This is a genomic window from Kitasatospora purpeofusca (assembly GCF_036010405.1).
In the GTDB taxonomy this organism is placed as follows: Bacteria; Actinomycetota; Actinomycetes; order Streptomycetales; family Streptomycetaceae; genus Kitasatospora; species Kitasatospora purpeofusca.
This window is the reverse complement of record NZ_CP108561.1, coordinates 2,509,624-2,523,367: the sequence shown is the minus strand read 5'-3', so window position 1 is coordinate 2,523,367 and position 13,744 is coordinate 2,509,624. Positions and strand designations below refer to the sequence as shown.

Annotated in this window: 12 protein-coding genes; 7 read left to right on the top strand and 5 right to left on the bottom strand. The window is 74.1% G+C overall.

The annotated features are described in order from the left end of the window. Nucleotides 1-122 precede the first annotated feature (122 nt). The 4 genes from pheS to OG715_RS10730 all read left to right on the top strand — a co-directional run bounded on the left by pheS (nucleotide 123) and on the right by OG715_RS10730 (nucleotide 5,645). Nucleotides 123-1,244: a phenylalanine--tRNA ligase subunit alpha gene (pheS, locus tag OG715_RS10745; RefSeq protein ID WP_266275182.1), complete on the top strand. Its 1,122-nt coding sequence runs from the start codon at nucleotides 123-125 to the stop codon at nucleotides 1,242-1,244. Continuing rightward, nucleotides 1,244-3,745, top strand: coding sequence for a phenylalanine--tRNA ligase subunit beta (gene pheT / locus OG715_RS10740; RefSeq protein WP_266275184.1), 2,502 nt, complete (start codon nucleotides 1,244-1,246; stop codon nucleotides 3,743-3,745). Before pheS ends, pheT begins: the two co-directional genes overlap by 1 nt. 199 nt (nucleotides 3,746-3,944) lie before the next feature. After that, nucleotides 3,945-4,784, top strand: a complete 840-nt coding sequence (locus tag OG715_RS10735; RefSeq protein ID WP_266275186.1) for a chitosanase — start codon at nucleotides 3,945-3,947, stop codon at nucleotides 4,782-4,784. A 129-nt stretch (nucleotides 4,785-4,913) separates the two neighbouring features. Beyond that, nucleotides 4,914-5,645, top strand: a complete 732-nt coding sequence (locus tag OG715_RS10730; protein ID WP_266275188.1) for a DUF7873 family protein — start codon at nucleotides 4,914-4,916, stop codon at nucleotides 5,643-5,645. A 406-nt stretch (nucleotides 5,646-6,051) separates the two neighbouring features. Here OG715_RS10730 and OG715_RS10725 read toward each other — a convergent pair whose 3' ends face one another. Beyond that, nucleotides 6,052-6,921 (bottom strand): 3-hydroxybutyryl-CoA dehydrogenase, encoded by an 870-nt coding sequence (locus OG715_RS10725; protein WP_266275190.1) that lies wholly within the window; start codon nucleotides 6,919-6,921, stop codon nucleotides 6,052-6,054. A gap of 372 nt (nucleotides 6,922-7,293) precedes the next feature. Between OG715_RS10725 and OG715_RS10720 the strand changes: the two genes are divergently transcribed. Continuing rightward, a complete protein-coding gene (locus OG715_RS10720; RefSeq protein ID WP_266275192.1) occupies nucleotides 7,294-8,112 on the top strand; it encodes an SDR family NAD(P)-dependent oxidoreductase in 819 nt (272 codons plus the stop codon). 76 nt (nucleotides 8,113-8,188) lie between these two features. Here the strand turns inward: OG715_RS10720 and OG715_RS10715 are convergent, their stop codons facing one another. Next, entirely contained in the window at nucleotides 8,189-9,214 is a 1,026-nt protein-coding gene (locus OG715_RS10715; protein WP_266275194.1) for a ketopantoate reductase family protein, read from the bottom strand. A 217-nt stretch (nucleotides 9,215-9,431) separates the two neighbouring features. Further along, nucleotides 9,432-10,343 carry a polysaccharide deacetylase family protein gene (locus OG715_RS10710; protein ID WP_266275196.1) on the bottom strand — a complete coding sequence of 304 codons (912 nt, stop codon included), beginning with the start codon at nucleotides 10,341-10,343 and terminating at the stop codon, nucleotides 9,432-9,434. 286 nt (nucleotides 10,344-10,629) lie between these two features. On the opposite strand from OG715_RS10710, the gene OG715_RS10705 reads away from it, so the two are divergent. Further along, nucleotides 10,630-11,511 (top strand): SAM-dependent methyltransferase, encoded by an 882-nt coding sequence (locus OG715_RS10705; protein WP_266275198.1) that lies wholly within the window; start codon nucleotides 10,630-10,632, stop codon nucleotides 11,509-11,511. Nucleotides 11,512-11,562: 51 nt separating this feature from the next. Here the strand turns inward: OG715_RS10705 and OG715_RS10700 are convergent, their stop codons facing one another. Beyond that, a complete protein-coding gene (locus OG715_RS10700; protein ID WP_266275200.1) occupies nucleotides 11,563-11,937 on the bottom strand; it encodes an RNA-binding S4 domain-containing protein in 375 nt (124 codons plus the stop codon). 30 nt (nucleotides 11,938-11,967) lie between these two features. Further along, entirely contained in the window at nucleotides 11,968-12,372 is a 405-nt protein-coding gene (locus OG715_RS10695) for a VOC family protein (RefSeq protein ID WP_266275202.1), read from the bottom strand. A 105-nt stretch (nucleotides 12,373-12,477) separates the two neighbouring features. Between OG715_RS10695 and OG715_RS10690 the strand changes: the two genes are divergently transcribed. Then, nucleotides 12,478-13,704, top strand: coding sequence for a methyltransferase (locus OG715_RS10690; protein WP_266275204.1), 1,227 nt, complete (start codon nucleotides 12,478-12,480; stop codon nucleotides 13,702-13,704). Nucleotides 13,705-13,744: the final 40 nt, after the last annotated feature.

Genomic DNA, 13,744 nt, shown 5'->3' with positions numbered 1-13,744 from the left:
CTGCCCGTGCCCCGGCCACGCCGGGCGTGACGCGGTGGACCCCTCCTGCCCGTCGGCGGGTACGGAGGGCGTACGAGCCCCCTTACCTGAGCACGGACGAGCAGGAGCACGGGAAGATAGAGATGTCGGCACCCAACAAGTCGTACGACCCGGTCGAGGTCGAGGCCCTCAAGCCCGAGGTGGTGGAGGCGGCCCGGGACGAGGCAATCGCCGCGTTCGCCGCCGCCACCAGCCTCGACGAGCTGAAGCAGGCCAAGGTCGCCCACACCGGCGACCGTTCCGCGCTCTCCCTCGCCAACCGCGAGATCGGCGCCCTGCCCCCGCACGCCAAGGCCGCCGCCGGCAAGCTGATCGGCCAGGCCCGGGGCGCCGTCAACCAGGCCCTCGCCAAGCGGCAGGGCGAACTGGAGGCCGAGCGCGACGCCCGGGTGCTGGTCGAGGAGGCGGTGGACGTCACCCTGCCCTACGACCGCACCCCGCGCGGCGCCCGCCACCCGCTGACCACGCTGGCCGAGCGCATCGAGGACACCTTCGTCGCGATGGGCTACCAGGTCGCCGAGGGCCCCGAGGTCGAGGCCGAGTGGCTGAACTTCGACGCCCTCAACCTGGGCCCGGACCACCCGGCCCGCTCCATGCAGGACACCTTCTTCGTCCGCGCCCCGGACGGCTCCGCCGACTCCGGCGTGGTGCTGCGCACCCAGACCTCCCCGGTCCAGGCCCGCACCCTGCTCGACCGCGAGCCCCCCGTCTACGTGGTCTGCCCCGGCCGGGTCTACCGCACCGACGAGCTGGACGCCACCCACACCCCGGTCTTCCGACAGGTCGAGGGCCTGGCCGTGGACGAGGGCATCACCTTCGCCGACCTCAAGGGCACCATCGAGCAGCTGGTCTCGACCCTGATCGGCGACGGCCTGGAACTGCGCTGGCGGCCCTCGTACTTCCCGTTCACCGAGCCGAGCGCCGAGATCGACCTGCAGTGCTTCGTGTGCCGCGGCGAGTCGGTCGGCAACCCGGACCGGCCCTGCCGCACCTGCGGTTCCGAGGGCTGGATCGAGCTCGGCGGCTGCGGTGTCGTCAACCCGCGGGTGCTGGTCGCCTGCGGTGTCGACCCCGACCGCTACAGCGGCTTCGCGTTCGGCCTGGGCCTGGAGCGAATCCTGATGAACCGTCACAACGTCGCCGACATGCGCGACATGGTCGAGGGTGACGTGCGCTTCACCCTCCCGTTCGGGATGGAGATCTGATGCGCGTCCCGCTTTCCTGGCTGCGCGAGTACGTCGACCTGCCGGCCGGCGAGACCGGCCGCGACGTGGCCGAGCGCCTGGTCCGGGCCGGCCTGGAGGTCGAGACCGTCGAGCAGATCGGCGGCGACCTCAAGGGCCCGCTGGTGGTCGGCGAGGTGCTCTCCATCGAGGAGCTGTCCGGCTTCAAGAAGCCGATCCGGCACTGCTGGGTCAACGTCGGCGCGGCCAACGGCACCGGTGACCCGCAGGAGATCGTCTGCGGCGCGACCAACTTCGCCGTCGGCGACAAGGTCGTGGTGGTCCTCCCCGGCGCCGTGCTGCCCGGCCCGTTCCCGATCGCCGCGCGCAAGACCTACGGCCACACCTCGGCCGGCATGATCTGCTCCGCCCGCGAGCTGGGCATGGGCGACGACCACGACGGCATCATCGTGCTGCCGCCGGAGTACGAGCCCGGCACCGACGCGATCGAGCTGCTCCAGCTGGTCGACGACGTGCTCGACATCGCCGTCACCCCGGACCGCGGCTACTGCCTGTCCATGCGCGGCGTCGCCCGCGAGGCCGCCGCCGCGTACGGGCTGCCGCTGGCCGACCCGGCGCTGCTCGACGTGCCGCCGGCCAACTCCTTCGGCTACCTGGTGAAGGTCAACGACCCGGCCGGCTGCGACCGCTTCGTGGCCCGCACCGTGGTCGGCATCGACCCGGCCGCCAAGTCCCCGATCTGGCTCCAGCGCCGGCTGCAGAAGGCGGGCGTCCGCCCGATCTCGCTCGCCGTCGACATCACCAACTACGTGATGCTGGAGGTGGGCCAGCCGCTGCACGCCTACGACAAGCAGCGCGTGGACGGCCCGATCACGGTCCGCCGGGCCGAGCCGGGCGAGAGCCTGACCACCCTCGACGGCGTCAAGCGCACGCTGTCCGCCGAGGACCTGCTGATCTGCGACAACAGCGGCCCGATCGGCCTGGCCGGTGTCATGGGCGGCGCCTCCACCGAGATCCTCGACCCGGCCGCCGGCCCGGGCACCACCGAGGTGATCATCGAGGCGGCGCACTTCGACCCGGTCGCCATCGCCCGCGGTGCCAAGCGGCACAAGCTGCCCTCCGAGGCGTCCAAGCGCTTCGAGCGCGGCGTCGACCCGGAGGCCGCCCGCGCCGCCGCGCAGCGCGCCGTCGACCTGCTGGTGCTGATCGCCGGCGGTACCGCCGAGGCCGGTGTCACCGACATCGCCGCCCCGCACCCGGTGCGCACCATCACCATCGCCGCCGACCTGCCCGACCGGGTCGCCGGCACCGGGTACGGCCGCGAGACCGTCACCCGGCGCCTCCAGGAGATCGGCTGCTCGGTCTCCGGCGCCGACGTCCTGGAGGTCACCCCGCCGACCTGGCGCCCCGACCTCACCGACCCGTACGACCTCGCGGAGGAGGTCATCCGGCTGGAGGGGTACGACAACGTCCCCGCCCGGATGCCCACCGTCCCGCCGGGCAAGGGCCTGACCGAGGCCCAGCGGACGCACCGCCGGGTGGGCGTGGCACTGGCCGGCGCCGGCTTCGTCGAGGTCAACAACTACCCGTTCGTCGGCGAGGCCTCCTTCGACGCGCTCGGCCTGGAGCCGGACGACCGCCGCCGCCGGACGGTGACGCTGGTCAACCCGCTCAACGACGAGGAGCCGGGGCTGCGCACCACGCTGCTGCCGGGACTGCTCGGGGCGCTGCGCCGCAACGTCGGCCGGGGCAACACCGATCTGGCGATCTTCGAGACCGGGACGGTGTTCCTGCCGAAGGACGAGCTGTCGGTCGCCCCGCGCCCGGCCGTCGACCGCCGTCCCAGCGCCGAGGAGCTGGCCGCGCTGGACGCCGCGCTGCCGCACCAGCCGCGCCGGGTCGCGGTGGCCCTGGCCGGCGAGCGGCTGCCGTCCGGCTGGTGGGGCAAGGGCTCCGCGGCCGGCTGGGCCGACGCGATCGAGGCCGCCCGCGCGGTGGCCCGGGCCGCCGGCGTCGAGCTGGACGTGCGCCGGGGCCAGCTGCTGCCCTGGCACCCGGGCCGCTGCGCCGAGCTGGTCGTGGCGGGCACCGACCGGGTGGTCGGCCACGCCGGTGAGCTGCACCCGCGCGCCGTCAAGGCGCTGGGCCTGCCCGAGCGCACCTCGGCGATGGAGCTCGACCTGGACCTGCTGTCCGCCGACGGCGCCGTGCGGGTCGACGGCCCGCCGGTCTCCGGCTTCCCGGTGGCCACCCAGGACGTCGCGCTGATCGTCGACGCGGCCGTGCCGGCCGCCGAGGTCGAGGCCGCGCTGCGGGCCGGGGCCGGCGAGCTGCTGGAGGCGATCCGGCTGTTCGACGTCTTCACCGGCGAGCAGGTCGGCGAGGGCCGCAAGTCGCTGGCGTACGCGCTGCGGTTCCGCGCCGCGGACCGGACGCTGACCGCCGACGAGGCGAGCGCCGCCCGCGGGGCGGCCGTCGCCGAGGCCGTCGCCCGCACCGGCGCGGTGCTGCGCGGCGCCTGACGGCCCGTCCGCCCAGCGGTACGAGGGGCCCCGACCGGACTTCCGGTCGGGGCCTTTCGCATGACCGCGCGGGTAAAGATGGCGTCAGGGCCTTGCGCGGTGGTGGGCGTGAACGCTTCAATCTAGTTAGGAAACTTTCCTAACTCTCCTCATGGGTCCGGAGACCCCCATGCCCCGGACCAGGGAAACGGAGCGCCCCATGCGTCTCAAGCACCCCACCGCCCGGCTCGCCCTCGCCGCCCTGCTGGTCGCCGTCCCGGCCGGTGTCGCGGCCGCCGGCACCGTCCACGCCGCCCCGGCCCCCGCCGGTGCCACCCGGCTCGTGGCCGTCGGCCTGGACGACCCGCACAAGAAGGACATCGCCATGCAGCTGGTGTCCAGTGCCGAGAACTCCTCGCTCGACTGGAAGTCCCAGTACAAGTACATCGAGGACATCAAGGACGGCCGCGGCTACACCGCCGGCATCATCGGCTTCTGTTCCGGCACCGGCGACATGCTCGACCTGGTCGAGCACTACGCCGACCTCAAGCCGGGCAACATCCTCGCCAAGTACCTCCCGGCGCTGCGCAAGGTCAACGGCACCGAGTCGCACGCCGGCCTCGGCTCCGCCTTCGAGAAGGACTGGGCGACCGCCGCCAAGGACAGCGTCTTCCAGCAGGCCCAGAACGACGAGCGCGACCGGGTCTACTTCAACCCCGCGGTCAACCAGGCCAAGGCCGACGGCCTGCGCGCGCTCGGCCAGTTCGCCTACTACGACGCGATCGTCATGCACGGTCCCGGCGACAGCTCGGACAGCTTCGGCGGCATCCGCAAGGCCGCCATGAAGAAGGCCAAGACCCCCGCCCAGGGCGGCGACGAGGCCACCTACCTCAAGGCCTTCCTGGCGGCCCGCAAGACCGTGATGCTGAAGGAGGAGGCCCACTCGGACACCAGCCGGGTCGACACCGAGCAGACGGTGTTCCTCAACGCCAAGAACTTCGACCTCAACCCGCCGCTGAAGTGGAAGGTCTACGGGGACAGCTACGCCATCAACAGCTGACGGACCGCCGGATGGTGGCGGGAGGCGCGGCGGCGGCCGGGCCTCCCGCCACGGGCGCGTCCTGAACGGACCCGTGGTGTCCGTTAATTCGGATGACGGTCGAACACGCGCGCTGGTAGCGTCCCCGACGTGGCAAAGCTGAACCAGATCATCGCTGTCGAAAAGGGCGTCAAGTCGAAGTCCTTCCAGGAGCTGACGCAGTCCCACCAGGACCTGCAGAAGCCCGCGCTGCTGGCCGGCATCTCCCGGACCTACCAGCCCAAGGACGAGGAGGGCGAGCAGCTCCCGCCGGAGTCCACCCGCGTCCAGGTCAAGGCCGAGGACGTGCTGCGGACCACGGCCACCACCCTGACCAGGCTGTTCGACGTCGTCGCGACCAAGGACTGGGCCAACACCACCGCCCGCGCGGACGTGGTGGTGGACGGCCGGACCCTCGTCGCGGACGCGCCGGTCACCTACCTGCTCTTCCTGGAGAAGCAGCTCACCGACCTGCGGACCTTCCTCCGCAAGCTGCCCGTGCTGGACGCCGCCGAGGCCTGGAGCCACGACCCGTCCACGGACTCCTGGAAGACCGAGGCGGTGCGCACCAACCGGACCAGGAAGGTGCCGCGCAACCACGTCAAGGCCGAGGCGACCGAGAAGCACCCGGCGCAGGTCGAGGTGTACTACGAGGACATCGCGATCGGCTACTGGACGACCGTGAAGTTCTCCGGGGCGCTCCCGGCCCGACGGGTCAACGAGCTCGTCGAGCGGGTCGAGAAGCTCCAGCAGGCCGTGCAGTTCGCCCGCGAGGAGGCCAACGGGGCCGAGGTCGACGACCGCAGGGTGGGCGACGCGGTGTTCGGCTACCTGCTCGGGTAGCCCCATGATCGCCCCCGGGTGAGACCGGGGGTGGCGCGAAGAGCGCAAGCTGATACTGACGTTGAAGCTGAACATCGGGGAAATGGTGGGGGTTCGAGTCCCTCCTCCGGCACCACCTGCCGGAGTGGCCCAAATGGTAGAGGCGCCCCGTAAGACTCAGACTCTCGCTCAAGACTCAGCATTCGCCGCCGAGCGCCGGATCGACCGGGTGTGTGCTACAGCGTGGGTTGCGGGTTCGACTCCCGTCTGCGCCTCTCCGTGGCGCGGTAGCTTCAATGGCAGAGCAACGTTGTGAGACTGACCCACACCCTTAAACGTGCCGGCGCAGAGCAATTGGGTGGCACACCAGGGGCCCGGGAGCTGGATACCGCTCCCGGGCCCCGTCACGTCCGCGGACAGCGGACCGTCAGGCGGTCGCGGTGTAGTCGTAGAAGCCCCGGCCGGACTTGCGGCCCAGCAGGCCCGCGTCGACCATCCGGGACAGCAGCGGCGGAGCGGCGAACAGCGGCTCCTTGTACTCGTCGTACATCGACTCGGCGATGGAGACGATGGTGTCCAGGCCGATCAGGTCGCACAGCCGCAGCGGGCCCATCGGGTGGGCGCAGCCGGCCTCCATGCCCTTGTCGATGTCGGAGGCGGTGGCCACACCGGTCTCGAACATCCGGACCGCCGACAGCAGGTACGGCACCAGCAGCGCGTTGACCACGAAGCCGGCCCGGTCCCGGGCGCGGATCGGGGCCTTGTGCAGCACCTCGACGGCGAAGGTCTCGGCCCGGTCGGTGGTCGCCGACGAGGTGGTCAGGGTCGGGATCACCTCGACCAGCTTCTGCACCGGCGCCGGGTTGAAGAAGTGCAGGCCGATCACCTGCTCGGGACGGGAGGTGGCGGCGGCCAGCTTCACGATCGGGATCGAGGAGGTGTTGGAGGCGAGGATCGCGTCCCGGCGCTCGACGACGCGGTCCAGCGTCTCGAAGATCTTCACCTTGATGTCCTCGCGCTCCGCGACCGCCTCGACCACCAGGTCGCGGTCCGCGAAGTCCGCCAGGTCGACGGTGAAGGACAGCCGGGCGAGCGCCTCGTCCTTCTGCTCCTCCGTCAGCTTGCCGCGCTTCACGGCGGTCTCCAGTGAGTTGGTCAGCCGGGTGCGCCCGAACTCCAGCGCCTCGCCGCTGGCCTCGGCGACCAGGACGTCCAGCCCCGCCCGGGCGAACACCTCCGCGATGCCCGACCCCATCAGGCCGCAGCCGATCACTCCGACACGCGCGATGTCACTCACTCAGTTGCCCTTCGGTGGTGCCGGGGGTCGCCCAGCGACAGTGGCCCAGCAGCTGCTGTTCGGCGGTTCGGGGGCACCGGTATGTGCGGACCGGTGCACCGTCCCGACGACGTTACTACTCCCTACCGGCGAGTAGGTCATCCCCTCCCCGGGCGGAACGGCCGGTCCCCGCCCCCAGGTCGTCCCGACCGCGTCCCCCTCCCGGTCCCCGGTCCCTCCCCGCCGCGTTCCCGTCCTGCCCCCGTCCCGTGCCTGCGCCGAACGGGTGGCCCCGTCCGCGTCGCGCGCCCCCTCGGGCACCGCCCCCGCCCACCGGGGGACAGAATGCGGGCCGGACAGCGGGTGGCCGGGGACGCGCGAAGGAGCAGCGGCATGCCGACGGGATCGCTCACGGGACAGGTCGCCCTGGTCACCGGCGCCGGCCGCGGCATCGGCCGGGAGATCGCCATCGGCCTCGCCGCCGAGGGCATGGCCGTCGGCCTGGTCGGCCGCACCCACGAGACCCTCACCGACACCCTCAAGGAATGCGTCCGGCACGGCTCCCGCGGCGTCGCCGTCACCGCCGACGTCACCCGGCCCGGCTCCGTCCGCGAGGCCGTCCGCGTCGTCGAACGCGACCTCGGCCCGATCGACCTGCTGGTCAACAACGCCGGCCGGACCGACCCGGTCGAGGCCCCGCTCTGGGAGACCGACGTCAACCAGTGGTGGCAGGTCGTCGAGGTGAACCTGCGCGGCCCCTACAACCTGCTGCGCTGCGTGCTGCCCGGTATGGTCGAGCGCCGCCGGGGCCGCGTCGTCAACCTCAACTCCGGGTTCGCGCTGCGCCCCGAGAGCCGGTACACCGCGTACGCGACCTCCAAGGCCGCGCTGCTCCGGCTCTCCGACAACCTCGCCGACCCGCTCGCCGAGCACGGGGTCGTCATGCTCGACATCAGTCCCGGCGCCGTCGCCACCGACATGACCGCGGGGATGCCGATGTTCCGGGACATGAAGGCCTGGGGCTCCCTCCCGTACATGGTCGCCGTCACCGTGGACGCCGCGCGCGGGCGCTTCGACGCGCTCCACGGGCGGTTCATCCACGCCGGGCGGGACAACCTGGAGGAGCTCGTCGGCCGCGCGGAGGAGATCCGCGCGGCGGACGCCCGGACGCTGCGGCTGCGTGCCTACGGGCCGGACGACCCGATGGGCTGACCGGGCGCGGGGGCGATCGGGTGCGGGGCGTGCGGGTGCCGTGGCGCGCGGGCGCGACGGGGCGGGGGAGGGGCGCTCAGAGGCCGGCGAGCGCCGCCAGGGCGTCCAGTTCCTCCGGCGTGAGCGAACCCGGTGCCCGCCCGGCCCGGGCGAACTCCCCGGCCAGCCGCTGGAGCGCCTCGTTCAGCGGCGCCGCCGCCCCGTGCAGCCGCGCCAGCAGGACGATCTCGCCGTTCAGGTGGTCCGCCTCGATCGAACCCGTCCCGCGCGCCAGGCTCTGCCAGGACGAGGACCCGGTCCGCTCCTCGCCCTCCACCGGCTCCAGCCGCAGCGCCTTCCCGCACGTGCGGGCCAGCTCGTCCGGATCGTCGTGGGGGATGCCGGCGGCCGCCAGCACGGCCGCGCCCTCGGCGCCCACCCGCTCGTACAGCGCCTCCAGCCGGCCGTCCGCCGAGCCCCCGCCGTACGGGCCCCGCCCGGCCACCGCGTCCAGCGCGTTGCCGAGGTTGCCGAGCAGCTTGGTGTACTTCCAGCGCGCCACGTCCGCGTCCACCGGCGCGCTGAAGCCCGAGCCGCCGAGGTCGGCGGCGATCGCGGCGGCCCGCCCGCCCCCGCTGCCGGACGGGTACCCGCCGAGCCGCAGGATCCCGCTCACCGGGGTGCCGTTCGCGCTCACCCGGCCCGCCGCGACATGGGTGGAGGGCATCCACACGAACACCGCCAGCACCTCGCGGAACAGCCGCAGCGCGAGCCGCTCGTTCTCCACGCCGTTCTGCGCGCACACCAGCGGCAGCCGCTCGGCGGCCGTCCCGCCGCCCGCCACCGGGCGCGGCGCCCACTCGGCCAGCACGGCGGCGGTGTCCTGCGACTTCACGGCGAGCAACAGCACGTCGTCCGGCCCCAGTGCCAGCTCCGCCGGCCCGCCGACCGCCGGGATCCGCAGCGTCCGGGTGCCCTGCGGCGTCCCGAACCGCAGTCCGTCCGCGCGCAGCGCCCCCAGGTGCGCGCCGCGCGCGACCAGGACCACGTCGTGTCCACCCTCGTGCAGCCGGGCACCGATCGTGCCGCCCACCGCACCCGCCCCGATGATGATGTACCGCATGGCCGAAGCATCCCACGGCCCCACAACCCCGGTCCGGCCCGGGCGGGGCGAGGTCGGTGGCGTCCGGTGGCGGACGCCGAGGTGCGGCGGGGGCCCGGGGCGGGCCGGGGACGAGGGGCCCGTCGGCCCCGCGCGGACGGGGCGGCGTCCGGTGGAGCGGGCGGTGGAGCGGGCGGGGGTTGGCAGGACCCCCACGGGGAGCGGGGCGGGACCGGGGTCAGGCGCAGAGGCGGCTGGCGGTCACCGGGGTCAGGCCGGCCTTGGCGAGGCCGTCCAGGATGCCGGGCAGGGCGTCCACCGTGCAGCGGTGCCCCAGGTGCAGGGCGACCACCGAGCCGCCGCGCACCGAGTTGAGCACCCGCCGCTGGAGTTCGGCGGCGGTCGGGTCGGCGTAGTCGCGCGGGTCCACGTCGAAGGCGAGCACGTGCTCGTAGCCGACCGCCCTGGCCTGCTCCCGCACCATCGGCGTCGCGTACTGGGCGGCGGACGGGCGGAACCAGCGCCCGATCGAGCCGGTCAGCCGCTGCAGCCGCTCCGCGCACTGGGCGATCTCGTCGCGCGCCCGGTCCGGGGACATCGCCGAGATGTTCTGGTGGTTCTGGGTGTGGTTGCCCAGCTCGTGGCCGCCGTCCAGGATCCGCCGGGCCATCTGCGGCTGCTGGTCCAGCCAGCTGCCGACGACCATCACGGTGAGGCCGACGCCGCGCTTCTCGGCGGTCTCCAGCAGCGCCGCGGCCAGCGCCGGATCACCGCTGCCGTGGCAGGTCAGCGCGACGTTGCGGCCGGTGCGCGGCCCGTACGCCACCTCGAAGGGCGTGCCGGCGGCGAGCGGCGGCAGCACCGGCGGGACGGGCGGGACGGGCGGCGCGCTGGCGGCCGCGGCGTCCGGCGCGGGCCCTTCGCCGGCCGGGGCGGACGCGGTGGGCGCGGGCGAGGCGGGACCCTCGCCGGCCGGCCAGGCCGGGTCCACGGTGCCGGAGGGGTCCACCGGGCCCGGGCGCACGGCGAACGACCCCGGATCGGCCCGGCGGCGGCCGGTGTCTCCGCAGGCGGTGAGCAGCCCGCCGGCCGAGGCGAGAGCGGCCAGCTTGACGGTGGTGCGCAGGACAGTGCGCCGGTCGACAGTCATCGGCAGCCAGCATAGGGACGGCGCCCCCCGGCGGCGAACGCCCGCGCGCCCGGCGCGGACCGGGGCCCGGCCGCCCGCGCGGCATCGTTCGGACGCTGCGGAAACCTGAACTACCGCTGTTTCGACGGCGTGTCGTCGGTTACGATCACGGCGCACCGTGCGGTGGGGGCCGCTCGGCGGCCGCCCGCCGGCCACACGGAGCGACGGGGGCCCGGGACGTCCGGCAGCGGACGCGCCGGGCGCACAGCACGCGGCGGACACGCCGCGGACAGCCAGGGGGCGGAAGATGACCGAGGACACGAGCACGGCGGCCGACGTCGTGGACGCATGGGAATGGGCACGCGCCGAGGACTGGCGGCCGCCGACGGAACTCGACACCGGCGTCCCGCACACCGCCCGGATGTACGACTTCTACCTCGGCGGCAAGGACAACTTCGAGGCCGACCGCAAGGCCGCCGAGGCCGCCATCGCCGCCTACCCGGCGCTGCCGCTGCTGGCCCGCACCAACCGCGAATTCCTCGGCCGGGCCGTGGAGTTCGCGGCCGGCCGGGGGATCAGGCAGTTCGTCGACATCGGCACCGGCATCCCGGCCGTCGGCTCCACCAGCGAGGTCGCCCAGCGGGCCGCGCCCGACGCCCGGGTCGTCTACATCGACAACGACCCGATCGTGGCCACCCACGCCCGCGCCCTGCTCTCCGGCCACCCGGCCGGCCACACCTCCGTCATCGAGGCGGACCTGCGCGAGCCCGAGGCGATCCTCGACCACCCCGCCCTGCGCGGCGCCGTCGACCTCGGCAGGCCGGTCGCCCTGATGCTGGTCGCCGTCCTGCACTTCATCCGCGACGAGGACGGCGCCGAGCGGATCGTCCGCACCCTGCGCGACGCGCTCGCCCCCGGCAGCGTGCTGATCCTCTCCCACGGCAGCCCCGACTTCGCCTCCCGCGAGAGCGCCGCCGAGGGCACCCGGATCTACCGCAGCGCCAGCGCCCCGCTCGTGCTGCGCCCGCGCGCGGCCGTCGAACCCTTCTTCGGCGACTTCGAGTTCGTCGGACCCGGCCTGGTCCAACTCCCGCTCTGGCGCCCCGTCGCCGGCCACGTCCCCACCGCCGACCTCCCGGCCGGCTGGCAGGACGTCTCGGCGTACGCCGGCGTCGCCTTCAAGAACTGAGCCCCGGTCGGGGGCCGGGCGGACCGCCCGGCCCCCGACCCGCCCCGGTGGCTAGCGGCCGCGCAGGCCGTCCATGTCGCGGCGGTCGCGCTTGGTGGGGCGGCCGGCGCCGCGGTCGCGCAGGCCGGGGGCGGCGACGAACTCCCGGGCCGGGCGCGGCGGGCTGTTGTCCACCAGGCAGTCGGCCGCGACCTCGGCGCCGACCCGTTTGCGGATGGGCTTGCGCACCACGACGACCCGCTCCCAGCCCTCCTGGCGCACCCGGACCTCGTCGCCCGGCTTCACCGCCTGCGCCGGCTTGGCCCGTTCGCCGTTCACCCGCACATGCCCGGCCTTGCAGGCCGCCGCGGCGGCGGACCGGGTCTTCGCCAGCCGCACCGACCAGATCCAGCTGTCCACCCGCACGTTTCCCTCGTTCTCGACCATCCTTCGAGCTTAGGGCCCGTACTTCCGGGCTCAGCGGCGGCCGGGGGCCTCCTGGACGGCCCAGCCGTTGCCGTCCGGGTCGTTGAAGAAGACGAAGGAGTTCCACACCTCGCCGCGGCCGTCCACCCGGTCCCCGGCCTCGAAGTGCTGCACCGGGCTCACCTCGACGCCGCGGGCCAGCAGCTCCTTGTAGGCGCGGTCGATGTCCGGCACCACGAGCTGGAGCCCCTTCACCGAGCCGGCCGGGGCGTCGGTCAGGCCGGTGCCCAGCACGATCGAGCAGCCGGAGCCGGGCGGCGTCAGCTGCACCACCCGCAGGCCGTCCCGGATCCGGGTGTCGTGGTCGACGGCGAAACCGGCCTGCTCCTCGTAGAAGGTCTTGGCCCGGTCGACGTCCGCCACCGGGACCACCACCACTTCCAGCTTCCAATCCATGGCTTCGTGCCTTCCCTCGGGATCCCTCGGGTCCTTCCAGTATCGGCCGCCGCCCCGGCCCGCGCCCGGCACGGGCCGTCGGGCGGTCGGCTAGCCTGGGCCACAATGAATCCCCTCGCCGAACCGGCCGCCCCGACCCCTTTCCCGACTCCCTGGGGCGATCTCGTCCTCACCCGATTCCCGGAGGATCCGCGCGAGCGGTTGCGCGCCTGGGACGCCGCCGACGAGTACCTGCTGCGGCACCTGGGCGGCGAGGCCGACTCGGCCGGTGGCCTGGCCACCGCCCTGGCCGGCCGCGCCGTCACCGTCCTCGGCGACCGCTGGGGCGCGCTCACCACCGCGCTCGCCACGGTGCCGGCCGACGCGGACCGGCCCGCCGAGGTCACCCAGATCAGCGACTCGCACCTCGCCCGGCGCGCCACCCTCGCCAACCTCGCCCGGGCCGGCGCCGACCCCGCCGCGGCCCGGCTGCTGACCACCCGCGACACCCCGCCCGACCGGATCGACGTCCTGCTGGTGCGGGTCCCGAAGAGCCTCGGCCTGCTGGAGGACCAGCTGCGCCGGCTCGCCCCGGCCCTCCACCCGGACACGGTCGTCCTCGGCACCGGCATGGTCACCGAGATCCACACCTCCACCCTGAAGCTCTTCGAGCGGATCCTCGGCCCGACCCGCACCTCGCTCGCGGTCCGCAAGGCCCGGCTGATCCTCTGCACCCCGGACCGGGCGCTCGACCCCGGCCCCAACCCGTGGCCGCTCCGCTACGCCCTGCCCGGCGACATCGGCGCCGTCTCGGGCCGCACCGTCACCAACCACGCCGGCACCTTCTGCGCCGACCGCCTGGACATCGGCACCCGCTTCCTGCTCGCCCACCTGCCGGTCGCCGCCCCGGGCGCCCGGGTGGTGGACCTCGGCTGCGGCAACGGCGTGGTGGGCACCGCCGCCGCGCTGGCCACCCCCGGGATCGAGCTGCTCTTCGTCGACGAGTCGTACCCGGCGGTGGCCTCCGCCGAGGAGACCTTCCGCGCCAACCTCGGCCCGGACGCCCGGGCGGAGTTCCGCACCGCCGACGCGCTCGACGACGCCGACGTGCCGGCCGGCTCGGTGGACCTCGTCCTCAACAACCCGCCGTTCCACTCGCACCAGGCCACCACCGACGCCACCGCCTGGCGGATGTTCACCGGCGCCAAGCGCGTGCTGCGCCCCGGCGGCGAGCTCTGGGTGGTCGGCAACCGCAATCTCGACTACCACGTCAAGCTCCGCCGGCTGTTCGGCAACTGCCGCACGGTCGCGGGCAATCCGAAGTTCGTGGTGCTGAAGGCCGTCAAGCGCTGAGCGCCGTCCGCCGCTGAGGGCGTCCACCACCGGCGAGTAC